The organism is Paraburkholderia sp. Cpub6 (assembly GCF_014201065.1).
GTDB lineage: Bacteria > Pseudomonadota > Gammaproteobacteria > Burkholderiales > Burkholderiaceae > Paraburkholderia > Paraburkholderia tuberum.
In genome coordinates, this window is the sequence record NZ_JACHDM010000016.1 from 1 (window position 1) to 26,462 (window position 26,462).

At 64.4% G+C, this 26,462-nt stretch carries 20 protein-coding genes and 1 pseudogene; 6 read left to right on the forward strand and 15 right to left on the reverse strand.

The annotated features are described in order from the left end of the window. Positions 1–83: pseudogene (locus HDG33_RS37580) on the forward strand (IS5/IS1182 family transposase); the annotation flags it as partial. A gap of 85 nt (positions 84–168) precedes the next feature. Next, the gene (locus HDG33_RS23760) at positions 169–1,119 is read left to right on the forward strand and encodes a LysR family transcriptional regulator (RefSeq protein WP_184034260.1); all 951 of its coding nucleotides are present in this window, start codon (positions 169–171) and stop codon (positions 1,117–1,119) included. Here the strand turns inward: HDG33_RS23760 and xdhC are convergent. From xdhC to xdhA, 3 genes are read right to left on the reverse strand one after another with little or no spacing between them, the layout of a single operon-like run. Then, positions 1,116–1,706: a xanthine dehydrogenase accessory protein XdhC gene (gene xdhC, locus HDG33_RS23765; RefSeq protein WP_184034262.1), complete on the reverse strand. Its 591-nt coding sequence runs from the start codon at positions 1,704–1,706 to the stop codon at positions 1,116–1,118. The two genes, HDG33_RS23760 and xdhC, sit on opposite strands and share 4 nt — an antisense overlap. Positions 1,707–1,737: 31 nt before the next feature. Continuing rightward, a complete protein-coding gene (gene xdhB / locus HDG33_RS23770) occupies positions 1,738–4,107 on the reverse strand; it encodes a xanthine dehydrogenase molybdopterin binding subunit (protein WP_184034266.1) in 2,370 nt (789 codons plus the stop codon). Positions 4,108–4,141: 34 nt separating this feature from the next. Further along, the gene (xdhA, locus tag HDG33_RS23775) at positions 4,142–5,659 is read right to left on the reverse strand and encodes a xanthine dehydrogenase small subunit (RefSeq protein ID WP_184034270.1); all 1,518 of its coding nucleotides are present in this window, start codon (positions 5,657–5,659) and stop codon (positions 4,142–4,144) included. A gap of 228 nt (positions 5,660–5,887) precedes the next feature. On the opposite strand from xdhA, the gene HDG33_RS23780 reads away from it, so the two are divergent. Continuing rightward, positions 5,888–7,099, forward strand: a complete 1,212-nt coding sequence (locus HDG33_RS23780) for an MFS transporter (protein ID WP_184034274.1) — start codon at positions 5,888–5,890, stop codon at positions 7,097–7,099. 112 nt (positions 7,100–7,211) lie between these two features. Here HDG33_RS23780 and HDG33_RS23785 read toward each other — a convergent pair whose 3' ends face one another. The 6 genes from HDG33_RS23785 to HDG33_RS23810 form a co-directional block, all read right to left on the reverse strand. Beyond that, positions 7,212–8,501 (reverse strand): oligosaccharide flippase family protein, encoded by a 1,290-nt coding sequence (locus tag HDG33_RS23785; protein ID WP_090803222.1) that lies wholly within the window; start codon positions 8,499–8,501, stop codon positions 7,212–7,214. A gap of 31 nt (positions 8,502–8,532) precedes the next feature. Then, positions 8,533–10,269 (reverse strand): hypothetical protein, encoded by a 1,737-nt coding sequence (locus tag HDG33_RS23790; protein ID WP_184034277.1) that lies wholly within the window; start codon positions 10,267–10,269, stop codon positions 8,533–8,535. A 58-nt stretch (positions 10,270–10,327) separates the two neighbouring features. Then, the gene (locus HDG33_RS23795; RefSeq protein ID WP_184034281.1) at positions 10,328–11,242 is read right to left on the reverse strand and encodes a glycosyltransferase family 2 protein; all 915 of its coding nucleotides are present in this window, start codon (positions 11,240–11,242) and stop codon (positions 10,328–10,330) included. A 157-nt stretch (positions 11,243–11,399) separates the two neighbouring features. Further along, positions 11,400–12,605 (reverse strand): hypothetical protein, encoded by a 1,206-nt coding sequence (locus HDG33_RS23800; RefSeq protein WP_184034284.1) that lies wholly within the window; start codon positions 12,603–12,605, stop codon positions 11,400–11,402. Positions 12,606–12,609: 4 nt separating this feature from the next. Next, positions 12,610–13,710, reverse strand: a complete 1,101-nt coding sequence (locus HDG33_RS23805) for a glycosyltransferase (RefSeq protein WP_184034287.1) — start codon at positions 13,708–13,710, stop codon at positions 12,610–12,612. A 142-nt stretch (positions 13,711–13,852) separates the two neighbouring features. After that, positions 13,853–16,072 (reverse strand): GNVR domain-containing protein, encoded by a 2,220-nt coding sequence (locus HDG33_RS23810; protein ID WP_184034290.1) that lies wholly within the window; start codon positions 16,070–16,072, stop codon positions 13,853–13,855. A gap of 220 nt (positions 16,073–16,292) precedes the next feature. On the opposite strand from HDG33_RS23810, the gene HDG33_RS23815 reads away from it, so the two are divergent. Next, on the forward strand, positions 16,293–16,676 hold the full coding sequence (locus tag HDG33_RS23815; RefSeq protein ID WP_184034293.1) for a hypothetical protein: 384 nt from the start codon (positions 16,293–16,295) through the stop codon (positions 16,674–16,676). A gap of 463 nt (positions 16,677–17,139) precedes the next feature. Here HDG33_RS23815 and HDG33_RS23820 read toward each other — a convergent pair whose 3' ends face one another. The 5 genes from HDG33_RS23820 to HDG33_RS23840 all read right to left on the reverse strand — a co-directional run bounded on the left by HDG33_RS23820 (position 17,140) and on the right by HDG33_RS23840 (position 23,643). Beyond that, positions 17,140–18,384 (reverse strand): glycosyltransferase, encoded by a 1,245-nt coding sequence (locus HDG33_RS23820; protein WP_184034296.1) that lies wholly within the window; start codon positions 18,382–18,384, stop codon positions 17,140–17,142. A 92-nt stretch (positions 18,385–18,476) separates the two neighbouring features. Continuing rightward, positions 18,477–19,361: a polysaccharide deacetylase family protein gene (locus HDG33_RS23825; RefSeq protein ID WP_184034642.1), complete on the reverse strand. Its 885-nt coding sequence runs from the start codon at positions 19,359–19,361 to the stop codon at positions 18,477–18,479. 61 nt (positions 19,362–19,422) lie between these two features. Continuing rightward, the gene (locus tag HDG33_RS23830; protein WP_184034299.1) at positions 19,423–20,676 is read right to left on the reverse strand and encodes an NAD(P)-binding domain-containing protein; all 1,254 of its coding nucleotides are present in this window, start codon (positions 20,674–20,676) and stop codon (positions 19,423–19,425) included. A 35-nt stretch (positions 20,677–20,711) separates the two neighbouring features. After that, positions 20,712–21,701 (reverse strand): carboxylate--amine ligase, encoded by a 990-nt coding sequence (locus HDG33_RS23835; protein ID WP_260330580.1) that lies wholly within the window; start codon positions 21,699–21,701, stop codon positions 20,712–20,714. 718 nt (positions 21,702–22,419) lie between these two features. After that, the gene (locus tag HDG33_RS23840) at positions 22,420–23,643 is read right to left on the reverse strand and encodes an alanine--glyoxylate aminotransferase family protein (RefSeq protein WP_184034304.1); all 1,224 of its coding nucleotides are present in this window, start codon (positions 23,641–23,643) and stop codon (positions 22,420–22,422) included. A gap of 223 nt (positions 23,644–23,866) precedes the next feature. Here HDG33_RS23840 and HDG33_RS23845 point away from each other — a divergent pair, with 223 nt between their 5' ends. Continuing rightward, positions 23,867–24,862 carry a 2-hydroxyacid dehydrogenase gene (locus tag HDG33_RS23845; protein WP_184034307.1) on the forward strand — a complete coding sequence of 332 codons (996 nt, stop codon included), beginning with the start codon at positions 23,867–23,869 and terminating at the stop codon, positions 24,860–24,862. 44 nt (positions 24,863–24,906) lie between these two features. Here HDG33_RS23845 and HDG33_RS23850 read toward each other — a convergent pair whose 3' ends face one another. Next, positions 24,907–25,488, reverse strand: a complete 582-nt coding sequence (locus HDG33_RS23850) for a plasmid fertility inhibition factor family protein (protein WP_184034310.1) — start codon at positions 25,486–25,488, stop codon at positions 24,907–24,909. 140 nt (positions 25,489–25,628) lie between these two features. Here HDG33_RS23850 and HDG33_RS23855 point away from each other — a divergent pair, with 140 nt between their 5' ends. After that, positions 25,629–26,447 carry a crotonase/enoyl-CoA hydratase family protein gene (locus HDG33_RS23855; RefSeq protein ID WP_184034313.1) on the forward strand — a complete coding sequence of 273 codons (819 nt, stop codon included), beginning with the start codon at positions 25,629–25,631 and terminating at the stop codon, positions 26,445–26,447. The last annotated feature ends 15 nt before the right edge of the window (positions 26,448–26,462 follow it).

The following is a 26,462-nucleotide window of genomic DNA, read 5'->3' on the forward strand; positions in this document are numbered from 1 at the left end:
CCGAAACCCTGGCAGGCCTGCACTTCGTCGTCTTCGCCATGCTTATGCTCGTTCATGCTGCACCGATTATGAAAAGTGCCTAACACGCTCTAAGGTTAAGCTTTCGCACCCCACGCGCGCGCCGCGCGGCGAGCTCATCGGCAGCGCCCGCGCCACCACGCTTCGATCATGGACGACACCGCCGCCTCACTCGATATCTGGCTCGTGCGCGTGCTGCGCACGCTGCTCGTCGAGCGCAGCGTCACGCAGACCGCGTTGCGGCTGAACCAGACCCAGCCCGCGATCAGCACCGCGCTGCGCAAGCTGCGCGAAACGCTCGGCGATCCGATTCTGGTGCGCGGCAAGTCGGGCATGGTGCCGACCGAATACGGCGAGTCGCTGCTCGCGGCCGCGCAGCGCGTGTTGCGCGATGTCGATTTCGTCGCGACGCCGCATGGCGATTTCGACCCGGGCCGCTCGCGCCGCACTTTTCGCGTCGCCGCGCCCGACTATCTGAACGACTTCTTCATGCCGACCGTGATCGCGCGGTTTCGCGAAGCGGCGCCGCATGCGCGGCTCGAAATCGAATCGCTGGGGCCGCTGCTCGATCATTCGGCCGCGCTCGACGCCGGCAAACTCGATCTGGTGATCGGCAACTGGCCGAAGCCCGATCCGCGCTTCGAGCGCAGCGACCTGTTCGCCGATACCGTCGTGTGCATGATGCGCGCGGACCATCCGCTGACACACGAGCCGCTCACCCGCGAAGCCTATCTGGCCGCGCCGCATCTCGCGCCGACACCCTACAGCGGCGCGCGCGGCGGCGCGATCGATACCGGCTTCGCGCGGGCGAAGGCGAGCCGGCGCATCGTCGCGACGCTGCCCTACTTCGGGCTCGTCGCGCAGACGCTACTGCAATCGGATCTGATCTTCACGACGACGCGGCGTTTCGCGATGCACTACGCGAGCATGTTGCCGCTCGCGGTCGTCGACGTGCCGATCGCGTTTCCGCGCATCCGCTGCTATCAGTTGTGGCATCCGCAGCCGGATCGGCCGAGCGATATCGGCTGGCTGAGGACGTTGATGTCCGAGGTGTCGGGTGAGCTGGTCGCGCGCAAGCCCCCGTTGCGCCGTATGGCTTAAACCGTGATCTGCTCCGTTGCGCGGACGTGGTTCGCGGCGTACCCCAAAGCATGAACCGTCGCGGCCTGCCGTGTCCTCAGTCGCAGCAGTTGCGCGCACACCGCAATCGCGATCGCGGCGGGCGCCTTGTCGACGATCCCTTCGACGCCGATCGGGCAGGTCATCTGCGCGAGCCGCTCCAACTCCACGCCTCGTTCGAGCAGTCGCCGCTCGAACTTCACGCGCTTCGTGTTCGAGCCGATCATGCCGAAGTAGCTGAAATCACGCCGTCGCATGATGCGCGAGGCCAGCGAAAAATCGAGCGCATGGTTGTGCGTCATCACCAGAAACCACGCGCCGGGCGGCGCCGCGTCGACGATCGCCTCGGGCGTGTCGGTCGCTTCGACCTGCACGTTGGGCGGCGTTTCGTCGGGGAACAGCTCGTCGCGTTCGTCGACCCACTGGACCACGCACGGCAGGCTGCCAAGCAGATGCGCGAGCGCATGGCCGACGTGTCCCGCGCCGAACAGCACGATGTGCATCGGCGCCGGCCGCGGTGCAAGCTCGGACCCGGTCCCGCCCGGACAATAATTCAGGCGTGCTTGCATATTGCGCTCCCAACTCGTTTGCCAGTCGCCATCACGCCTGCCGCGCGGCCGCCGTCGCGGCCCGCACCGCGCCGACCGCCTTTAGGATTTCCTCGCTGGTCGCGGGCGCATTGAGCGGCGGATTGACCTGATGGCCGCCGACCGCCGACACCGCGTCGCGCACCGCGAAAAACACCGAGAACGGCAGCAGCAGCGGCGGCTCGCCGGTCGCCTTCGAACGATGGATGCTGTCCTCCGCGTTACGGTTCCTGAACAGCCTGACATTAAAAACCGGCGGCACGTCGTTGACGGTCGGGATCTTGTACGTCGAAGGCGCGTGCGTCATCAGCTTGCCGCCCGCGTCCCACCACAGCTCCTCGGTGGTGAGCCAGCCCATGCCCTGAATGAACGCGCCTTCCACCTGGCCGACGTCGAGCGCCGGATTCAGCGAGGCGCCGACATCGTGCAGCGCATCGGCGCGCAGCACGCGCATTTCGCCGGTCAGCGTGTCGATCACGACTTCCGATACCGCCGCGCCATACGAGTAGTAGTAGAACGGCCGTCCTTGCAGCTTCGACTGATCCCAGTAGAGCTTCGGTGTCGCGTAGAAGCCGTCGGACCACAACTGGATGCGCGCGAGATAAGCCTTCGCGACCACTTCCTCGAACCGCACGGCGACCTCGCCGACCATCACGCGATCATGCGCGAAGCGCACGTCCCGCGGGTTCACGCTGCCCGCGCCGAAGCGCTCGGCCGCGAACGCGGCAAGCCGCTCGCGCAACTGGCGCGCGGCGTCCTGCGCGGCTTTGCCGTTCAGGTCGGACCCGGTCGACGCGGCCGTCGCAGACGTATTGGCGACCTTGCTGGTATCGGTCGCGGTCACCCGAATCCGGTTGAAGCCGACGCCGAGTTCATGCGCGACGACCTGCGCGACCTTCGTGTTCAGCCCCTGGCCCATTTCGGTACCGCCGTGGTTCACGAGCACCGAGCCGTCGGTGTAGATATGCACGAGCGCGCCGGCCTGGTTGAAGTGCGTGACGTTGAACGCGATGCCGAACTTGACCGGCGTGAGTGCCAGGCCCTTCTTCAGGATCTCGTTGTTCGCGTTGAATGCGTCGATCTCCTTGCGGCGCGCGCGATAGTCGCTGGTCGCTTCGAGCTCGTCGATCAGCTCGTGAATCACGTTGTCTTCGACCACCTGGCCGTACGGCGTCTGGTTGCGCTCGGTCTTGCCGTAGAGATTGCGGCGGCGCACGTCGAGCGCATCGACGCCGCACGAGCGCGCGACGTTGTCGAGGATGTACTCGATCGCGAACGCGCCCTGCGGGCCGCCGAAGCCGCGAAACGCCGTGTTCGACTGCGTGTTGGTCTTGCCGCAGAAGCCGTCGATCGAGACGTCCGACAGCCAGTACGCGTTGTCGAAGTGGCACAGCGCGCGCGTCATCACCGGGCCCGACAGGTCGGCGGAAAAGCCGCAGCGCGAGGTCATGTCGACCGCGACGCCTTCGATCACGCCCTCTGCGTCGTAGCCGACTTCGTACGTGTAGTGGAAATCGTGGCGCTTGCCGGTCACCATCATGTCGTCGTCGCGATCCGGGCGCAGCTTGACCGGGCACAGCAGCTTCCACGCGGCGAGCGCGGCGCAGCACGCGAACAGCGCCGACTGCGATTCCTTGCCGCCGAAACCGCCACCCATGCGCCGGCATTCGATCAATACGTTATGCGATGCAACGCCTAACGTGTGCGCGACGAGGTGCTGCATTTCGGTCGGATGCTGGGTCGAGCAGTAGACGTGCATGCCGTCGTCGTCCTTCGGCACCGCGTACGAGATCTGCCCTTCCAGATAGAACTGCTCCTGGCCGCCGAGCCACATCTCACCGGCCTCGCGATGCGCGGCACGCGCGATCTTCGTGCCGGCGTCGCCGCGCGCGAGCTTCATCGGCGGCAGCACGAACTGGTTCGCGGCGCGCGCCTGCTGCGCGCTCAGCACCGCCGGCAGTTCCTCGTAGACCACCTCGGCGCGCCGTGCGCCGAGACGCGCCGCCTCGTGCGACGTCGCGACCACGATCAGCATCGGCTGGCCGACGTATTGCACGACGCCGTCGGCGAGGATCGGATCGTCGCCATGAACGATCGGGCCGACGTCGTTGTCGCCGGGGATGTCGTCGGCGGTGAAGACCGCGACGACGCCGGGCGTCGCGCGCACCTTGTCGAGCGCGATCGAGACGATCTTCGCGTGCGCCTTCGACGACAGCCCCAGCGCCGCGTGCAGCGTGCCGGCCAGCTCGGGAATGTCGTCGGTGTAGGTCGCGCGGCCGCTTACGTGCAGATGCGCGGACTCGTGCGGACGCGACACGTGCACCTGGGTGAAGTCGTCGAGTTCTTGAACCTCTTTCAGGAACGGTTCGGCTTGCTGGTTCATGGTTGTGTTCTCCGTATCCTTGAACGCGCGGCGCTCAGGCGCTCGCGCCGGCCGGCGCGACCGCGCGCACGTCGAGCGCGCTCTTCGGCAGCGGCTGCCGCGCGCGCGTTTCGAGCCAGAAGCGGTACAGCGTGTTCTTCGCCGCTTCGAGGCGGTAGTCACTAGTCGCGCGCATGTCGGTGAGCGGCGCGTAGTCGGTGCCCAGCGCGAGCATCGCGGCCTGCGCGGTCGCCTCGTGCCATTCGGCGTCGCGCAGCACAGCTTCGGCATTGAGCGCGCGCTTCGGCGTCGCGGCCATGCCGCCGAACGCGATGCGCGGCTCGCGGATCGCGTCGCCGTCGGCGATGAACGAGAACGCCGCGCAGACGGCCGAGATATCCGAATCGAAGCGCTTCGACAGCTTGTAGGTACGAAACCGCAGGTTCGCGCGCGCACCGCCGCGCGCGGGCACCTTCAGGCCGACGACGAACTCGTGCCCGGCCATGTCCTTCTTCTGATACGCGAGGTACAGCTCTTCGAGCGGCATCTCGCGCTCGATGTCGCCGCCCCGCACGATCACGCGCGCGCCGAGCGCGATCAGCCCCGGCATCGAATCGCCGATCGGCGAGCCGTTCGCGATGTTGCCGCCGAGCGTGCCGGCGTTGCGGATCGGCAGCGACGCGAAGCGCTGCCACATTTCGGTCAGCTCCGGGTACTGCTTCGCGATCTCGGCATACGCTTTTTCGACGCTGACGCCGGCGCCGATCTCGATCCAGTCGTCATTGGTTTCGAGCTTTTGCAGCTCGGCGATCTGTCCGACGTAGACGAGGTCGCCGAGCTCGCGCATCTGCTTGGTGACCCACAGGCCGATGTCGGTGCTGCCCGCGAGCAGGCGCGCGGCCGGTTCCTGCTGTTTGATCCGCGCGAGCGCCGCGACCGTGCGGGGCGCGGCGAAGCGCTGTCCCGCGTGCTCGTACTGAAACGTGTCGCGGCGTTCGAGCGTCGCCAGCGTGTCGGCGAGCGCCTTTACGTCGACTGGCGCTCGCGGCGCGGGCGCGTCGAACATACGCTCGGCCGCGTCGACGATCGGCCGGTAGCCGGTGCAGCGGCACAGGTTGCCGGTCAGCGCATTGCCGATCGCCTCGCGCGACGGCACCGTGCGGTTCGCGCAACCATGCTCGTGGCCGTGCTTCTCATAGAGCGCCCACATCGACATGATGAAGCCCGGCGTGCAGAAGCCGCACTGCGAGCCGTGGCAGTCGACCATCGCCTGCTGCACCGGATGCAGCGAGCCGTCCGGCTGGCGCAGGTCTTCGACCGTGAAGAGCGCGCGGCCGTCGAGGGTCGGCACGAACTGGATGCAGGCGTTGACCGCCTTGAACTCGACGCCGCCCGCCGGATTGCGCTCGCCGATCACGACGGTGCAGGCGCCGCAGTCGCCTTCGGCGCAGCCCTCCTTGGTGCCGGTGCAATGCGCGTCCTCGCGCAGATACTGCAGCACCGTGCGGGTGACGGGCGCGTCCTCGATTTCGCGGATCGCGTTGCGGTGATAGAAACGAATCGGCTCGGTCATGTCTCGGTGCTCTCGTCTGTTGCGTGTTCGCGCGGACACGCCGCGTCGATGGTTTGAAAGCTATCACCGTCAATAAACCTAACCCATAGCCTGAATCGCATGGGGGACATATTGTTCGCGCGATATGACCCGCCCTTGATTCGTCCCATTTTTTAGGCAAACCCTGCAAGGGAATCGGTTCCATGGGAGAATCACGCCTTCCCGCCGAATTCAAGTCTCGTTTTCCCGATGTCCACCGACTCCGCGTCCGCCCGCAGCGAATTTGCAACGACCCTGCAGATCATTCCGGTCGTCTTTTTCACCTTTCTTTGCTACCTCGCGATCGGTATTCCGCTCGCGGTGCTGCCCGGTTACGTGCACGGCGACCTCGGCTACAGCGCGGTGCTGGCCGGCGCGGCGATCAGCGTGCAGTACCTCGCGACGCTCGCGTCGCGGCCGCTCGCGGGCCGCTCGGCCGATACGCTCGGGCCGAAGCGCACGGTGTCGATCGGTCTGCTCGGCTGCGGCGCGAGCGGTGTGCTGCTGTTGCTCGCCGCGCTGACCGGTCGCTGGCCGGGGCTGAGCCTCGCACTGCTCGTGTGCAGCCGGCTCGTGCTCGGTTTCGGCGAGAGCCTGTGCGGCACCGGCGCGATCCTGTGGGGAATCGGCCGGGTCGGCACCTCCAACAACGCCCGCGTGATTTCGTGGAACGGCATCGCGACCTACGGGGCACTCGCGATCGGCGCACCGCTCGGCGTGATGATCTCGCGCTCGATCGGCTTTACCGCGCTCGGCATTCTGGTGATCGCGCTCGCGGGGCTCGGCTATTACCTCGCGCGTCTGATCGCGCCGGTGCCGGTCGTGCACGGCGAGCGGATGTCGTATCGCAGCGTGTTGACGCGCGTGCTGCCGCACGGTATGGGTCTCGCGCTCGGCTCGGCCGGCTTCGGTTCGATCGCGACCTTCATCACGCTGTTCTATGCGGCGAAGCACTGGCCGAATGCGGCGCTGTCGCTGACGCTGTTCGGCACGCTGTTCATCGGCGCGCGCCTGCTGTTCGCGAACACGATCAAGACCTACGGCGGCTTTCGTGTCGCAATCGCGTCGTTCTCGTTCGAATGCGCGGGTCTGTTGATGCTGTGGCTCGCGCCCGAGCCGCACATCGCGCTCGCGGGCGCCGCGCTGACCGGCTTTGGCTTCGCGCTGGTGTTTCCGGCGCTCGGCGTCGAGGCGGTCGGGCTCGTGCCGCCGGCGAGCCGCGGCGCAGCGCTGTCCGCGTACTCGGTGTTTCTCGATCTGTCGCTCGGCATTACCGGGCCGCTGGCGGGGTATATCGCCGGCGAGTTCGGTTACGGCTCGGTGTTCCTGTTTGCCGCGATCGCGGCTGCCGCGGCGGTCGTGCTGTCGACGGTGCTGTATCTGCGCAACGCGAAAGTAACCGGTCTGTCTACCGCGCAGTAAGCACTCGCAGTGAACGCGCGCAACGAACGCGCGGCGCTGACGCAACAAGGCCGCGACGCGCAAAGTCTTCACGACGCGCGCCGCGGCCATTCGATCCCTCTCATCCTCGCGGCTAATCTCTCTCCGCCGCCATCTCCTGCTTGATCGTCGTCTGCGCGCGCACCGCGATCTGGCCGTGATTGATTCGGCTCGACACGTTGTACACGCCGATCAGCATGAACAGCTCAGTCGCGGCCACCGAGCACGCGGTGCCGACACCGCCCCAGAAGTAGATGCTGATCGGTGCCTGCACCAGATGGAACAGCGCGCCGTAGATATAGATCCGCTTCAGCAACGACTGATTGCCCGACGCGATGATCGTCAGCATCACCTGGGTCGTCGTCATGCCGACGATCGCCGGCACGAACACGAGAATGCGCAAAATGCGGAACGTCTCGCCGAATGCCTCGCCGAGAAAACGTCCGACGAACCATTCGCCGAGCACCGTAAAGCCGACCAGAATCAGCACCGCCGACGCCGCGAACGCGACCATGAAGCCGCGGTTGACCTTGTGGATATAGGCGATGTCGTTGCGCTCGTAAGCGACGCAGATCTTCGGAAAGAACGCCTGGATGGCCGGCGCCGTGCACGCGCGTAGCGCGTTGGTGAGTCGCTCGGCCGCCACGTAATAGCCGACCGCGCCCGGGCCGCTGATCATGCGCAGCATGATCACGTTCGCGTACATGTACACGGACGTCAGCGCCGAACCGAGAAAGATGTGATACGCCTCTTTCGCCTCGGCCATCACGTCGGCCCAACTGACCCGCACGCTCAGCAGGATCTCGCGCTTCCAGATCAGCGCGCCCATCAGGATCACGCCGCACACGAAGGTCGGCGCATATTGCAGAGCGGCCGCGAGCATCACGTCGTCGCGAGTCCTCACGAACAGGAACAGCGGAATCAGCAGACCCACGCGCGTCGCGAGCAGCGTGCCCGCGAGCACCGGCAGGCGCTGCGTGCCTTCGTAGAAGCAGCCGGGCGTCAGCACGCCGCCCCAGATCACGAGCGAGCCCAGCAGCGTCGCACCGCGCTCCTGCGGCGACATGTGCGCGGCGAAGGCCCAGCCGACCAGCACCAGCGAGCACAGCAACGCGAGAATCGCGCGGCCGATCGTGGTCGACCAGTAGATGCGGTTCACGACCTCCGGGTTATCGATGTGCACCGCCACCTTGCGCGCGCTCGACAGGCCGAAGCCGAAGTCGACGATGACGAGAAGAATCTGCGAAATCGATTGCGCGTAACCGATCACGCCCAACCCGGCCGGCCCAAGTACGTGCGACAGATACGGCAACGTAACGAGCGGCAGCACGTAGTTCAGTGCGTACACCGAATACAGCGCGATGATGACGTTTCTCGTCGACACAATCGTCCTGTTTGCAGTAGGCGGTTAAAACTCAGGTCGAAAAAACAGAATACGACACGAAAGCAGGTTCACTTAGTGCGATATCGATCTTGTTGTAGCGATCGTCTTCGCCATTTGCGTTCAACACCGCGCTCTTCACCGCATTGCCGATCAGATTGCTTACCACGGTCTTGTAGTTGGCGTCGGTTGCGTCGGTTGCGAACAGGATTTCGGCGAGTAGAGCATGGCCGCGTGTGGCCGCGCGCAACACCACGCGGCCCGAGGTCGAGCGCAGCACGTTGATCGCGATGCGCGTCGTCTCCTGCGACACGGTCTGGTTTCCGCAATGCAGCGCCGCCGCGACGCCGCCGCGTTCGTAGCCGACGCCGAGATTCAGCGCATGCACGAGGCTCGCGTCCTTGCCGCCCGCGATCGCGCCGCCGCCCGGATACGCCTTGGCGTAACCGACGATCGTGTCACCCGCGCGATCGCCGAAATTGCCCTGAATCGTGATGCCGTCGAGCGGTGTGCTGCCCGGCGCGGTCGAACTGCCATACACGAACTGCGGGCCGTCGCAGCCGGCGTTCTCGTCGTCCTGGCCGGGGCGGTAGCGATTGCCGACGATCGTCGCCCCCTGCTGGTAATCGATCTGGATGTGGCAACTCTGACCGGGCGGCACATCGAGGTACGACGGATGGCCGCGCGTCGAGAATTTCCAGCGGCCGATCTTGCCGTCGCCGCCGCAACCGTTGCGCGAGAAGTAATTGCCGTTCACCACCTTGCCCCAGTTGCCGCTCTTCATATAGACGCCGGCAAAGCCATTGCGATCGAACACCGCGCCGACGATCAGCGACTCCGCGCCGAGAATCACGCCGTATCGCGCATTCCATTCCCAGCGTCCGCCGATCACCTGCCAGAAGTTGTCGACGATATCGGCGCCGGCCGTATGGCAGAACATGCCGATGCAATTGATCAGCGAGCCGTCGGTGTGCTCGGTCGCGTAGAAGCCGCGCTCGCACATGTACGCATAGCAGCGCTCGAGCGTCGAGGTGACGCCGAGTTCGTAGCCCGCGCGCGAAAAACCGATCGCCGTGCAACGACTAGCCCCGGCCGACGTACCGAAGTGGATGCCGATCGCCGTGTTGCCGGTGTGCGCCGGATAGTTGGCGAGGTAGTAGATGACCTTGTCGTAATGCGCGGGCCGCACCTGCACATGCTCGACGAACGCCGAGTCGCCCAGCGTCAGCGCCGCCGACCTCGGGCCGCCCGAGTCCTGTCTCTCCAGCACGGTCGCCCCCATCGCGATGTCGGTGATCACCACGTATTCGCCGCCGCCGTCGCCGCGCAGTCTCGAGCCGTTCGCGGTGGTCAGGTCGCCGGTGTAACGCCAGATGCCGCGCGGTAGATACAACCCGCGCGCACCGCTCGCGAACGCTTCCCTGAGTTCAGCGCCGCAGTCGTAACCGGACGCGCCGCGCTGGATCGCCGCCAGCCGGTGCGGATCGACGAAGCGCGCGACGCTGACCTCGAGTCCCGCGACGATGTCGCTGAGCGTCTTCAGATAGCTCGGCGCAACCGGTTCCGATGCGGCACGCTCGGGCACGGACGCGGCGACGCGCAGTATGCCGCCGGCGCCGTCGCCCGCGCCGTTACCCATACTCGCGAACGCGCCGCGCGCGCGCGGCGCGTGCCCCGTCGCGCGCGCGATGCCCAAATCGGCTGTGCTTGCACTGGCCCCGGCCAGGCCGCCGAGCAGGAACGTCTTGAGCGCCTGTCGCCGGGTTTTCATCTAGCCTTCCCCCATTGCGTTACTCCGTTCTTTTTTCACGTCGAGACATCGACAGGCATCAGTCCACCGTGATGCTTTGCCCCTGCTCGGCGGCCGCCGGACGCGCGCTCACGGTCATGGGGACCGGCACCGCACGCGCCTTCGCGCTGCGACTCAGGCCCTGCACGCCTGGCGGTCTGAACAGCGGCACACGATACTTGCGGCTGAAACGCCACAAGCTGTTCATATGCCGGCGCCCCGCTTTGCTCAGGAAGCCCGCTGCCGACGCACGCTGATGCTCGTGCGTGAGTCGCGCGCCCGGCACGCACAGCACGCGGTAGCCCGCCTGCCAGATGCGCGCGCAAAAATCGACGTCCTCCATATAGAGAAAGAAGTGTTCGTCCATGCCGCCGAGTTCGCCGAATAACGCGCGCCGCACGATAAAGCCCGTGCCCAGCACCCAGTCGGCCTCGAACGGCGTGCCCGCGGCCCACGCTTCGCGCATCATGTGGTTGTCGATGCGGCGCTTGAACGCGCCGAGCCGCCCGAGCGGCGAACGCCGGCCGAGTATGTCGAGCACCGAATAAAAGCGCCGCGCGGAAAACTGCCGCTCGCCATCCGGATAGATCAGATCGAGACCGACGAGGCCGACATCCTTCTCCGTTCTGAACAACTGCACCGCGTTTTCGAGCGATGTATCGACGAAATAGGTGTCCGGGTTCAGCACGAGCACGAGTTCGCGCAGACAACCGACCATGCCGAAATTGACGCCGGCTCCGAAGCCGCGATTGATCGACGTTTTGACGAGCCTCACTCCCGTCGGAAGCGTCTCCCTCAGATAGGAAAACGAATTGTCGGGTGAAGCGTTGTCCACCACGACGATGTCCTCCTTATCCGCAATCGACAGTTCAAGCACGGAGCGAACGCAATTTCCGACCAGTTTTGGCGTGTTGTAATTGACGATCACCACGCTAAACATTCCCTTCAGGTTCATCCCCACCTCCTGCTTTACATCAGGTGTTTGTGGAATTACCCCCAAACACGGCTTTCTGGTTCTTGCACCTTGCTTCGCGCTGTTCGCGCGCACTACCGACTACCCACTGCTCGTCCGCGCGATGCAGACGATCTGGAACGCACTGCCTTCTGGTTCGCTACGTGCTGTTTGCACGCGGTCCGCCCACGTAATCGAACACTGGCAATGTCATCAGGATGAAGACAAACGGAATCACTTCGATCGATTGATAGAAGAGCGTTTGAAATAAAGCGGCCCACATGCACAACGAAATCCGGCTCGCGCTGCTCGCGAGTTTCGTCACCGATATCAGCACGCCGTAATAGAAGATCGCGCCCATCAGGCCGATATTCAGAATCTGCTGCAGCACGCTCGATTCGACGACGCCGAACTCCTGTTTCACCGGCTCGGGTGCCGAGTTCGTGACGAGCCCAAAGTACGTGCCGGCGATCACGTTGACCGGCAATACGAGCGACTTGGCCTTTTCCCATGCTTCGGTGCGGCCGTCGTTGCCGTCCGATTGCAGATCGGTCGCGCCTATGATCCGTTCGGTGCCGACGTTGACGACACTATCGTTCTGACTGCTCACCGCGACGCCGAAGATCATGATTGCCATCGTCGCGAACACGGTGGCAACGATCAGTTTCGCGTTTCTCGTGATGAACTGGATCGGCGCCTGCAGGAACGCGAGCCCGAACGTGCCGAGAATGATCAGCATGCCGCTGCGCGACAGCGCCGAGAAAATCGCGAAGCTGAGCACCGCGCACGCGAGGCCCGACAGCACGTTCTTGCGCACCAGATAGTCGACGCCGCACAGCGACGCGGCAATCGCGACGAACAGCGGGTAGTGCAGGTAGCTGCCGGTCAGCGACGGCGCGCGCAGATTGTCGAAGCCGTACGTCGCGCCGGGCAGATCGATCGGGAAGACGTTCTGCTGCTGCGCGAGCGCGACACCCGCCTCGATCAGCGCGATCAGCACGAGCCCCGCATAGGCAACGCGCGGCTGCACGAAGCGCCTCTGATAGTTCGAGATCGCGTAGAAGTAGATGAACAGCGTGAAGATGAAGACGAACAGATAGGACGGCCCGAACTCACCGGTGAGCGCGAGCGTCGCGACGATCGACAGCCCGGTCGAGAACAGCATGCCCACGAGGAAGCCGAACGACAGGCGTCCTTCGTCGCGGAAGTAAGCGGCGATCGCCGTCGGCGAGATGTACCACACGAGCAGCCCGACGATACCGCCGACCTGGATCAGATAGGCGGCGTCCTTGCCGATCAGATACTCGAGCACGCCGCGCGAGGCACACAGCACGACGGCCAGCAGATAGGCGATGGTTGCGATCATGGTGTCAGGCCTGATACGCCACGGAGGCGTTGACGTTGACCGGATCACCGCGGTAGATGCGCTCGATCACGTCCTGGAACTCATCGATTTCGCAGACGTTGAGCAAGGTGCCGTCGTGCTCGACGCCTTCCGCGCCGAGCGGCGTCGAGACGACCGGCAGTTTCGCCGCGAGCATTTCGAGCGTCTTCAGCTTGACGCCGGCGCCCGACAGCAGCGGCACCACGCCGATATCGGCGGACTCGAAGTACTTGCCCGGATTTTCGACGAAGCCGGTCACGCAAATATCGTCGCTATTCAGGCGCTTTACGCGGTCGCTCGGATCGGAGCCGACCACGAACAGCTTCAGTAGCAGACCACGCCGGCGCAGCGGCAGAAAAATCGTGTCGATGAAATTGAGCAGCGCCTCTTCGTTCTCACGGCGTTGCATCGCCCCCCAGAACAGGATGTTGCCTTTCTCGACCGTGTCTTTCGAGCGCCGCACTTCCTTCAGAAACGCCGGCAGTGAGATCGGCACGACCTGCAACGTGCCGACCCCGGGGTACAGGCCGTTGATCAGCTGCGCGTCCTTGCTGGACAGCACGAGCACCTTGTCGGCCAGCTTCAGCAGACGCTGCTCGAGCATGAAGGTCTGCCGGGTGAACAGCCATCCTTCGATGGACTTGACGCGCAATATGACCTGGATCTGCAAGTCATGCGCGCACATCACGATCTTCACGCGGTCGTGCAAACGCTCGCGCAGATTCTGGGCATACGCAAAGCATTGCGAGAACTCGAGCCGCACGGTGTCGTATCGGTTCCTGTCGACGAGCTCGCAGAGGAACTTACCGATAGCGGGCTTATAGCGCGAGAACAGGCGCGGTGAAAAAGTCAGCGGATTCGCGAGGAACGACGGAATCAGGTCGAACCGGCTCACGTACCGGATGTACACGTTGCGCACGTTCGCGCGGAACTCGATGGCTTGTTCGTCGACCGGCACGCGCGACACGATCAGCACGTCGAGCTCCGATTCCGCGCTCAGTTTGATCAGGTAGTCGTAGGCCAAACGGTGGCCAGCTTGCGGCGCGTTTTTCTGAGGCAGAAACGGCGTGACAAATAGCTGTTTCATCCGAGTAGTCCCTTGCCTGTACGGTATGCGCTCGGCAAGCGCGGCCGTAAGATCCCTTCGCATTGCCATGTTGCTGTTCTGATCGGTCCAGTCGGGCGCTACGCCCCGCACCGCGGGCGCGTCGCGAACCAGGCGCCCGGGCTTATCTGTCGTACGGTTTGTAGATGTAGGCCGCGTAGCGATAGCGTCCGTAGCCGTAGCTGTAGCGTCCCGGCCGCATCCGCAGTCCGTTCATGATCACGCCGCGCACCGGCAGGCCGACCTTCTGCATCTGGCGGACCGACTCACGCAGCTCGCCGATGCCCGTGACACCCTGACGCGCGACGAAGAACGTCGTACCTGCCACGCAGGCGAGCCGGACCGCATCCGCGGCGAGCAGCACCGGCGGTCCGTCGAGCAGCACGACGTCGTAGCCGGTCGCGACCTGGCGCAGCACCGCTTCGAGCCGTGTGTTCGACAGCACGTCGCTCGGGCTCGCCACCTGGCGGCCGCTCGCGATGAAGTCGACACCCTGGAAACGGGTCGCGCGAATCAGCTCTTCGGGACGGTACGCGCCCTGGATCAGATCGGTGAGGCCAGGACCGCGATCGCCGCCGAGATGCCGATGCAGGAAGCCGCGACGCAGGTCGCCGTCGATCAGCAGGACGCGCTTGCCGGTCGCACCGATTACCGCGGCGAGATTCAGCGACACGAACGACTTGCCGATGCCCGGCGTCGGGCCCGTGATCAGCACGATATGGTTGCGCGCCTTGGTCATCGTGAATTCGAGCGCGGTGCGAAAGCCACGCAGACTTTCGATGGCCGGATCGATCACCGCTTCGCCCGCAAGCACGAGCGCCTTCGATTCCGGACGGCGACGGCTGTGCGCGAACCGCTCTTCCTGACGGCTGAACGGCACGCTCGCGTAGACCGGCAAACCGGTGCGCAGCTCGACTTCGTACGGATCGTCGATCGCGTCGAACAGACGCTGACGCACGAGCGCGATCACCGCGCCGACGAACACGCCCAGCATCAGCGCGCCGATGATGATCAGCAGCGGCTTGGGCCGCACCGGCGTATCGGGCGCGACGGCGCCGTCGACGATGCGCACGTTGCCGGACTTACCCGCCTTGATCAGCTTCAGCTGTTCGAGCGTATTGCGCAGCGACGTATCGAGCTCGGTGCCGACCTGCACGTCGCGCTGCAGGCGCAGCACGTTCTGTTCGAGCGGCGGCAGCGATTGCGTCCGGCTCGCGAGATCTTTCGCTTCCTGTTGCGCCGCATGCAACTGCGCGTTGACCGACTGCACGGCCGGATGCTGGTCGGTGAAGCGCGTCAGCAGTTCATTGCGCTTCTGTTGAAGTTCCGCGAGCCGCGTTTGCGCCTGAACCGACAGCTGCAGCAGGTTGCTCGCTTCCTCGCCGAGATCGACGGTGCCATGCTTCGCGCGGAAGTCGTTGAAGCGCGTTTCCGAAGCGGAAAGCTGCTGGCGCATTTCCGGAAGCTGTATTTCGAGGAAACGGATCGAACGCTCCGCTTCCTCGGATTTGCGCTTCAGGTTCTGGCTCACGTATTCGCCAGCGATGGTCGCGAGAATCGCGCTGATCTTCTTCGGATCGCTGCCTTCGAGCGACACGCCGAGGATGTCCGATTCCTTGCCTTTTTCCGAGATCGTCAGTTCCTTGCGCAGCTTTTCGGTCGTCGTCAGCGCGGACTGGCGCCGCACTTCGAAGGTCGCGCCGGGATTCGCCTCGATCCGGTCGACGACGAGCGTGAGCGGCCCGTAGTTGGTCGTCGCGCTCAGCGGTTGGCCGACCGTGCCTTCGAGCTTCAGCTTGCCGTATTGCAACTCGTAGCTCGATCCCTCGCCCATCTTCAGCACGAACGGACGGTCGAATAGCTCTTCGGGGACGTCGAATTTCGACACCGTGATGCGCTCGTCGCCGTACACGTAGCCGTGCGGTCCCGGCGTCGAGAGGTGATCGGAATGACGGGCGAGCCAGCGGCCAAACAGCGGGAAGTAGCGCGGCGCCGCTTCGATGTCGAGATTGAGCTTGTCGACCGCGCGGCCCACCACCATGCGCGAGCCGATCACCTGTGCCTCGCCTGACGTCGCGGTCTTCACGTCGAACATCGCGGACACGTCGCCGATCACGCTCCTGGACGAGGTACCCGCGTTCTCCTCGACCTGCACCAGAATGTCCGCGCGATACACGGGTTGGGAGAACACCGAATAAGCGATGCCGAGCGCGACCGCGATGGCCGTCGTGATGGCAATCAGCTTGCGATTGTCGTACAGCGCATCCAGATAATTCGCGAAGCCTGCCGGCGCATGTTCGCTGTTGTTGGTCCGGCTATCGAATGGTGCACTGCTTTGGTTCATGCGAGTTCTCCCAAAGTCTCGACGGTTTGCCACTTGTTCTCGGCGCCGGGACCGGCACGTCGCCGCATCCAGTCACGCCTGTGTCCAGCGAGCTGACCGCCTCGATCGGACGGGGGTAGCTGATTTACGCCACATCGGCTACCTTTGTGTGTAACAGCGCCTATGCGAGGTCGGCTCTTTTCCCTAACATCGCATCACATGCTTTCTTACGGATCCCGAAATGAAAAAACTTCTTGCCGCCGTAATGCCCGTATTGCTGAGCGCCCAGGTGGGTTACGCCCAGAGCATCGTGTCCGCCGCCTCTTCGTCTTATGCGCCGAGTTATGTCGCCAAACACTCGCAACTCGACGCGATGACGCCTCATGCGGCCAGTTCCACCACGCTCTACGGCTCCTCGTCGGATTTCGCGTACGCTAAAAAGAACCGCTATGTCGCGCCCAACGTGTACACCCAAACGAAAAACAGCCTTCCGAAGCAGAAACGTACAAGCGTTGCACAGCCTGTCCGCGGCAAGAACTCAGCGGACCCCTACGGCAGCGATTTGTGGAATTCAGACCAGACCTACGCGTCTCCCGAGACCGCCGATCCGTACAGCGTGCGCTGAGCTGTAGCGCATCACCGTCTGGACCCCCCGTATCGCCGATGTGGCCGCTTGCGGCCACATTCCTGTTTGGTTTGAACTGACTGCCGGGCCCGGTCGCGAAGATGCCCCGATTAGCCGCGTCTCGTCCGCCGTTTTTCCACGCAAACGCTCACGACATGCACATGCTTTTGTTCTGATGAGTCTGGCTTTTTCGCCGACCCATTGAGCCGGTCATCGCCAACTCCGCGCCGTCACCGCGGCTTCGTTTACTCTGTCGAGCCACGCGCTTCAGCGCTCGATAAAATGCCTTTCCTTGGCGATCATAATATTCAGAGAGCCCGTCCTTACAACGTTCGGCAGCGCACACAAAAGCCGATTGCTACAGGATTGCTTCAGACAAATCACGCGATAAAAAACACGTGTTTAAAGCGACGATAACGGCACGGATATACACGCCGTTTGCCACAATCAGCGCCGACTATTTTCAGGGCGCCGGACGCGGATTATCCGCATAGCGCGCGCGACGGCGCGACGGCGCGACGTGCGTCGAACTTTCGCCGATGTGCATGATTTCAGCCAGACGCCGCGCGTAATGCTCGGGCAGATATTCTTCGACGTCGTACCTTCTGTGCTCATCGGCCAGATGAATGGCGAGTTCGCCGAGCGCCTGTTTCAGGCTGCCCGGATCGAACTTGAACTTGATCTTGTTGCCGACCGATTCCGCGGTCACCGCCATGCTGCCGCCATCGCGAACCAGCACCGGCAGACCGAGCATCGCCGCCTCGATCACGACAAGGGGCGCGTTCTCCGCGCCCACCGACGGCACGACCACCGCATCGGCGAACTCGCGCATGGCGGGAAACAACTGCTGCTGCGGCATCGTGCCGAACAGAATCAGCTTGCGCTGTGCGATCAGCGACGCGTAGCGCTGCTCGATCGCCGCGCGGTCCGGGCCGTCGCCGTACACGCCGATGCAATTGATGCGCTCGAAGCCCGTCGCCTCGCAGAGCGTCAGAAATTGCAGCAGGCCTTTCTCCGGCGAGATCCGTCCGACGAACGCGATGTTGAAGCGCTCCTTGTCACGCACCGTGACGATTGGCATCGCGCTCGGCACCGCCGACGGATTGTGCACGATGACCGTATTCTCGATGCCGACGCGATGCAGCGCCTGCTGCATGAACAGGCTCGGACACAAGATCCTGTCGAACACGCGCGCGGGTTGATAGGCCGCGCGCACCGCGTGCCACCACGCCTTCGTCATCAGATCGTGCACGAGGCCCTTTGGCGTCGGCCGCAACGTGAAGACCGCGCGTGTGCGCAGCACGTCGAGCGGCAGAATGATCGGACGCTTATCCTTGTCGAAGTACTGCAGCGACGGGTTGTAGTAGACGAGGTGATAGTCGTGGCAGGTGTGATACGCGCGATAACCGAACTGACGCTCGTGCCGCGCAATCATGCTGAGAATCGAAGGCGACAGCACGTTGTGGTAGTTGTGCACCATCAGCCGATGCGGCCGGAAACGATGCAGCGCCTTTTCGAGCGCGCGCGCGGCGGTCGTGTTCCAGGAGCGCGACAGCATCGTCGAGCGCGCGGAAAACTGGCTATCGTCGAAACGCTCGACCTCGACGCCGGGCAGCGTGCCCAACAGCTCGGCCGATTGTTGATAGACCACTTCCGCGCCGCCCATGTGGGCGTAATCGTTGATCACCAGTACCCTGCAGCGCTGCATGTCCCCTCCTGTCGTATGCCCCTCGTGCCGTCTCGCGAAACAGCCGGACGGCGTTGCCCGGACGGATCGCTTCGTCCAGGCGCTCCCTCTGTTCAAAACTGCGGAAACTTGCCGCGCCAGCCTCCACCCTCGCGCAGATAGCGCAGAAACAGCGCAATGCCGCTCAATTGCGCCGCGAAGCGCAGCGTCGATGCCGCATCGTCGATGATGATCGTGCGCAGCCGGTACGGATCGGTGTGCTGATCGTTCCAGCCGATGTCGCAGGTGCGCGCGGTTTTGAAGCCCGCGGCCCGCACGAACGCCACTTCGCGTTCGCCGTAATTGCCGTTCGGATACGCGAAGTGCTCGCACGGTTGTTGCAGCAACGCCGCGATCTCATGGCGGCTGTCGCGGATTTCGGCCTCGCTTTCAGCGTCGCTGCAATGCGTGAGGATCGGATGGAAGCGCGTATGCGCCTGGAAGTCGATGTGCTCGCGCATCGCCTGCATCGCTTCGATCGACAGGCCGGTCGGCCGGTCATCGCCGTCCTGCTGGTAGCCTTGGGCCGCCAGCGCGGCGAGGCGCTCGTCGTTCGTCATCCGCTTCAGACGTTCATGGCCGACGCGCAGCGAGCCCGGATGCAGCCACCAGTGACTGCGCGGCCGTCCGACGATGCGGCTGCACAGGAAGATCGTCGGGCGCACGTTGTGCTTGATGAACACCGGCAACAGCTTCGCGTTGCCCGCGTGGCCGTCGTCGAGCGTGATCGCCACGCGTGGCCGGCCGCGGCCGGGCGCGCTGACGTCGGTCAACGGCACGAACTCGCACAGCTTGCCGAGATAAGTCAGGTGACGGTCGAGCGTGTCCGGATCGGGATCGTGATAAAGCAGCACGGCCACGCGATCGCGCCACAGCACCTTGCGCGTGAACCACGCGAGACCCGAAATCAGGACGAAGCCCGCGAGCATCTCCTTCACGAGCATCTTGTAGCGCTTCATGCGGCGCCCGCGGTAGCTGTCGGACAGGTGCGAGCGCGCAGGCGCGCCCGTTGCTTGGGTTTTATTCACCTGAGCGCTCCGGCATGGGTGCATGGGCGACGGCCCACGTGCGTTGCCGCGCACCCGCTTTCAACGAACCGATAATGTGCCGCGCCACGGTCGGCGACGCGTGCTTGGTTCCATAGACGAAGCGCATCACGGGCCCGAAGCTGTGCGCGCACGCGGGTCCGATCACATAGAGGCCGCGCACGCGCGTTTCGTAGTGCGACGTCAGGTCGGGCATGCCGCCCTGATTCGAAATCGCATCGGCCAGATCTTTGGAGAGGAACGCGTGCTGCCGCATGTCGGTTTTGAAACCGGTCGCGGCGATCACGTGATCGGCGCTCACCCGCGCTTGCTTGCCATCGCTCAGCACGTTCAGTACGACGCGGTCGTTTTCGATCGCCGCGGAGCGCACCACGGTGCGATGCGAGATCTGCACCTTGCCGACCACGCGATCGTGCAGCCACCACGCGCCGGACGCGCCGTACGTGTGCTCCATGATCTGCTTGCGGCGTCGCGGATCGAGCATGTGGAACACGCCGGGAAACTCGGACAGGAACAGCGAGCGCCAGCCGCGCCCCAGTCCCGCGTCGGGCCCCTTGATGCGCGACAGGATGTTGCGACCGCCCTGCGGCCGCTCGTGCCACACCACGCCGCTCTCGCGCATCAGCACATGGGCGCGCGCGCCGAGCTCGTTGAGCAGCGCGGACAGCCCGAGCGCCGACTGCCCGCCGCCGACGATCGCAATGTCCTTGCCGCGCGTCCACTCGAGGTTCCCATACAGCTCCGAATGCGACGCATATTGCGCCGGCAAGTCCCGCAGCGCCGGCGGGGTTTGCGCGAAGCCCTTCAGGCCGAGCGCGATCACGACTCTGCGCGCGGCGAGCGAGCGGCCGTCGCTGAGCGACAGCTGGAACTGATCGCCGACGCGGCGCAATGCGAGCACGTCGACCGGCTGGATTTCGCCGACCAGATTCGCCTGGAACCACAGCCCGTACTCGACGAAGGTTTCGAGCGGCAGCGCCATGCCGAGCGGTTGGTAAGGCAGCCCTGTCAGGCGGCAGTAGTCTTCGACGGTAAAGCCGCTGCGCGGCGCGTGCAGGCTCGACGCGAAAGCCTCGGAGCGCAGCAGCATGCCGGGCGGCATGTAGTTGCGCCACGCTCCCATCGGTTCCCCGAGGATCTGGTGATCCACGCCGGCGGCCTTCAGATGCGCGGCAAGAGATGACCCGTAGGGCCCCGCGCCAATGATGATGGTATCGGTCAAAGACATGCTGGTCTCCAGGGGAACGGCTTTCGTTGCCAGCGTCAGGCTTTGGCCTGACGCGACTCGGGCGCCCTGATCGCTTTTTTCCAGCTGCGCTTCATGCGTCGCAGCGGATTCATCACGACATAGTGCTGCAACGCCGGGAACGGATCGTTCCAGCGGAAATAGCCATCGAAAATTTTCGTGCGCTCGCTCAGCAATTCGGGCGGCGGCCGGTCGGAAAACGTCGCGCGCCACGCGACCGGTTGCCGGCTCAGGCGCTCGACGGGCAATGGCAGGCCGAGTTCATGGCGGTACGCGGCAAGCGGAATGTTGACGCCGCACAGCGTCGCGATCTCCTCCTGCCAGTCCGTGCGGCCGACCGTGGGCTCGACCATCACGAACTCGTTGTAGTTGTCGTCCCACTTGTACTCGATGCTGCCCATGCCGTCGAAACCGGCCAGCTCGGCGAAGCGCCGCGTCAGCGGTTCGAGCGTCCCACGGGCTTCGGGCGCGGCCACGCAGATCGCGGTATTGCCGACACCCGGCGGCGAGCTCAACACCTTGCGGCCGGTGAACATGCTGACCATGTTGCCGTCGGCGCCGCGATAGAACAGCGTGAAGTGGATGTTGCTGTCAGGCCCCTCGATCCACTCCTGCGCGATGATGCCACCCGGCGTCGCGAGCATCGCGATCGCGCGATCGCGTGCATGCTGCAGCATGTCGACGCGCACCGCGCGTTCTTTCTCGCCGCGCAGCACGTTGCGCTTGTCGTCCGGTTTCAGCACGCACGGGTAGCGCAATTCGGCCAGCCTTTCGATGTCGGCAAGCTTGTCGAGCACGACCGAGCGCGGCACCGGAAAGCCATGCCGCTGCGCGAATTCGTGAAAACGCGCCTTGCTCGACAACATCTTGACGGTGTCGTCGGCCGGCAGGCGGAACCGATACCAGTGCGACAAAGCCGCCCGATTTTCCGACACCGCATGCACCGCGTCTTCGTCGGTCAGAATCAGAACTGGCAGACGATCGAACCGCTTGCCGAGTTCGATCATTTCATCAACGAATATTTTCCCGACAAAACTCTTTACCTGATGCGCATGAACGTGTCGGCACCACGTCGCCGCGCGGGTCCTCGTATCGACTGCGATAACCGGAACGCGGGCCTGCGCGAGCGAGCGCGCCACCCCCAGTCCGTTCAACTCTGCTCCAACGATAACCCCTGCCGATTGACCTGAGTCGTATGCGCTCGCCATAGTGTCGATATCCTTGCTTCGTACGTGCGCGGACCCTCGAAGACAGTCTTCGAGACTCCACGCGATCGAATTATCGGATCGGATAGAAATCCTTTTTTGTCGCCTCGCGGGGGCGCTTTGGCGTTAAAGCTTGGTTCCGGCGGCATGCATGCATGAGCGCGGCAGGCACGTCCTGGCACGCGCCGTGTGTCGAATCATGGTCTTGCGATTTACCGCAGCGTGAGCATTGCGCTGCTCTTGCCTTGACCTACTTTACGTTTCGGCCTGATCTCGATACGTGCGCCGGCGCACAGAGAACAATAGAAAGTAAGAAAGGAAGAAAACCCTTTAGAAAGGCGCAGAGCCTTATTCCGTAAGGGTTTCGGAGATTTCGCCATTGTTATGTAAAAAGGTTGCGAAGCATTAATTTATTGCAACGCAATAATGGCGGGAAAAAACTTTCTAATGGGACTATAAAGTGCTGGATCGCACAAAAGATACGCGCTGCGAATGCTATTCGTAGCGCGTCGGAAAATGCTTATTTACCTTCGCTCAAGCCGCGCTCGAGCGCCGCGACACCCGCCGGCAGATCGACGTTGACGCCGAGATCGACCATCGTGCGGCCCAGCGCATGCACGGTGCGAAACAGATTGTGCTCGCGGCACTGTTCGCCCATCTGGCCGATACGCACGATCGGCAGACCGAACGAGCCGGAGATTTCCACCTGATGCTGCCGCGAGATATGCGCGCAGACGTCGGTGGGACTGAGGCCGTCCGGCACTTCGATGCCGACCACCGAATTCAGGCGGCAATTCTCCGGCGCATACAGTTGCAGGCCCATCGCGGTGACGCCTTGTTGCAACGCGAGCGAGCATTTCAGATGGCGCGCGAAGCGCTTCTCCAGCGTCTCCGCGCAGACGAGCCGCAGCGCCTCGTGCAGCGCGAGCACGCCCGACACCGGCGCCGTGTAGTGATACCCGGCGTTGTGCCAGAAGTTTTCCGCCAGCGACGCATCGAGGCACCAATGCGTATTGGGCGCCGAGCGGCCTTTGACGCGCGCCCAGGCGGCGTCTGAAAACGCAATCAGCGACACGCCCGGAATCGATGACAAGCCCTTCTGGCCGCCGGTGATCACCGCGTCGATGCCCCAGGTATCCATTTCGAGCGGCATCGTGCTCAGCGTGCAGACGGCGTCGACGATCACGAGCGCGCCCGCTTCCTTCGCAAGCGCGGCGATGTCTTTCAGATGATGATTCCACACGGTGTTCGAGGTCTCGCCCTGCACGACCGTGACGACCTCGGGACGCTCGCGGCGCAGCGCGTCGGCGATCTGGTCGAGACTCGCGACCGTGCGGTCCGCAACTTCGAGCATGCTCACGCGCGCGCCGACGCGCCGGCCCATTTCGCCCATGCGGTCGCTGAAGAAGCCGTTCTTGATGCACAGCATGCGCGTGCCTTCCCACGCGAGATTGGAAATCGCCATCTCCATCGCGCCCGATCCCGGTCCCGCGACGCCGAGCACCCACTTCGACTGCGTCTGGAACACGTAGCGCGCCATCGTTTTCACCTGGTTCACCACCTTCGCCATCGTGCCGCCCAGATGGTTGATCACGATCGCATTGGCCTTCGCGACCGCGGCGGGAATCGGCACGGGGCCGGCGCCCATCATCAGCAGCGGTTCTTCGGGAAGGATGGCGTCGAGCGATTCGACAATTGGACAGGGGACGGACGAAGCAACGGTAGTGGAGGTTGAAGTCGGCATGATCGGTATATGAATGTGAAGCGCAAAGGAACGAACGGCCTCGCGGCAGGCACGCCGCTCGAGGCCGTTCGTCCGATCATTCACCGAACCGCGCGATTGCGCAAGTTTCTTGGCCAAGGTAGCCAGCCGTCATGCGCGAGCGGTACCCGCGTTCACCACATCACCCTACTCTTTCATTCGCGAAGTCGCCTAACATCGAGAAACAGCTTCTTCGGAGCCCGATATGCGCACGATCCTGTTCAGCAGTCGTCAATACGACGTCGATACATTCACCGAGGCCAATGCCGCGCATGGCTATGAACTGCATTTCCAGGAATCCCCTCTCGACAGCGAGACCGCGATCCTCGCGCATGGCTACGACGTGGTCTGCCCGTTCGTCAACGACAGCGTCGACGCCGCCACGCTCGAACGGCTTCATGCGGGCGGCACGCGCATGATCGCGCTGCGCTCGGCGGGCTTCAATCACGTCGACCTCGCGGCGGCCGAGCGGCTCGGCATGCCGGTCGCACGCGTGCCGGCCTACTCGCCGTACGCGGTCGCCGAACATGCGGCCGGGCTGATTCTCGCGCTGAACCGGCGCCTGCCGCGCGCGGTCGCGCGCACGCGCGAAGGCGACTTCTCACTGCATGGGCTGCTCGGCTTCGACCTGCATGGCAAGACGGTCGGCGTGATCGGCGCGGGCATCATCGGCCGGGTGTTCGCGCGCATCATGGCGGGCTTCGGCATGCAGGTGCTCGCCTACGATCCGGGGCCGCCGGCCGACGAACTGCTCGCGCTCGGCGTGCGCTACGTGCCGCTCGATACCTTGCTCGCCGAATCGGACGTCGTCAGTCTGCATTGCCCGCTGTTGCCCGACACCTATCACCTGATCGACCGCGCCGCGCTGGCGAAGATGAAGCGCGGCGCGATGCTGATCAACACCGGGCGCGGCGGGCTCGTCGAGGCGAACGCACTGATCGGCGCGTTGAAGGACGGCCAGCTCGGCCATCTCGGGCTCGACGTGTACGAGGAAGAAGGCGGCATCTTCTTCGAGGATCATTCGAATCTGCCGCTACAGGACGACGTGCTCGCGCGTCTGTTGATGTTTCCGAACGTGATCGTCACCGCGCACCAGGCGTTCTTCACGCGCGAGGCGATGACCGAGATCGCGCAGACCACGCTCGCGAACATCGCGGCGTGGCAGGCGGGCACGCCGCGCAACGTCGTGCAGGCGGGGTAGCCGTGATAACCGTGGCGGACGCGAATTGCCGCGGACCACGAAAGTTAGACGTCGCTGTCGCTGCCCGATTGGGTCGCGCGAATCGCGGTGCGGGCATCATCGGCCGCGCCGCACAGCTCACGCAGCAATCCCGCCTCGCGCTCGTGCACTTCAACCGGACACCAGCGCGCGCCCGCCTCGGCCAGATAGCGCGCGCGATGCTGGCCGTTGCGAAACGCCACTACCCCCTCGCGCTCGATGCCGACCCAGCCGAGCAATCCCGGCGCGCGACGCGTGGAGATCGTCACGTACGGCATCTGCGGAATCCGCGGGCTGTCGGGATCGAGAAACTCGCGAATGCCGCGGACCTTGCCCGAGTGCCATTCGGCGACTGGCTTCAGCACGTAATCGGTGTTGTCGCGATCCGCGCACACGAGCAGCTTGCGCAGATCGATGAGCACGACCTGGTGACGTGTGCCGTCGGTGACGAAGACGCGCTTCAGGCGCACATGGTCGTACCACGAGTGGTCCTGCAACGGCACGACCCACACCGTTCCGGCGCAGGCTGGCGCGGCGGCCGGCGATGAATTGGGCAAAGGCAAGGACAAAGGTAGGCTCGGCAAGCTGGCGACAGGACGCCAGCGCATCAATAGAGCGCTAACGCTACGAGCCGGATGTGATGGAAACATGACAACTCACCGGATTAATCACGCTGCATGAGCGTGCTGTAACACTGCCGGATCAACAGGCCAGCAGCGACCTTCACGTACCCTTAAGGTACATAACGATGATAGCCAACCAATATTTCAATAACCATGTGCGAATCGAGTCGAATGACGGCAACGGCGTCGCTACGATCGTGCTGGAGAGGCCCGCGCAGCGCAACGCGGTCGATCGCCGGGTGGCCGATGCGTTGAGCGCCGCGTTCAGCCGCTTCGAGGCGGAGCCCGCGTGGCGCGCGGCCGTGCTGTTCGGCGCGGGCGGCACGTTTTGCGCGGGCGCGGACCTCAGCGCGCTTGCCGACGACGCGCGCCGCAACGAGTTGCATGCGGACGGCAGCGGCCCCGGTCCAATGGGACCGACGCGCATGCATTTCAGCAAGCCGGTGATCGCCGCGATCGCCGGCTATGCGGTGGCGGGTGGGCTCGAGCTTGCCGCGATGTGCGACCTGCGCGTCGTCGAGGAAGATGCGGTGCTCGGCGTGTTCTGCCGGCGTGTCGGCATTCCGCTGATCGACGGCGGCACGATCCGGCTGCCGCGACTGATCGGTCTGTCGCGTGCGCTCGATCTGATCCTGACCGGCCGCGCGGTCGATGCGCGCGAGGCGCTTTCGTTCGGGCTCGCCAACCGCGTGGTGCCGAAGGGCGAAGCGCGCGCAGCCGCCGAGCAACTGGCCGCGGAGCTCGCCGCGTTTCCGCAGGCGGCGCTGCTCGCCGATCGTCGCTCCGCGCTCGAGAACAGCACGCTGGACGATCTCGCCGAGGCATTGCGGCGCGAAGGCTCGGGCGGCTACGCGGCGGTCTTCGCCGAAGGCGTGGCGGGCGCGGCGCGCTTTGTGTCCGGCGCGGGCCGTCATGGCGACACGTTCGACGCGGATCGCGGATAAGACGGCGCCGCGCGA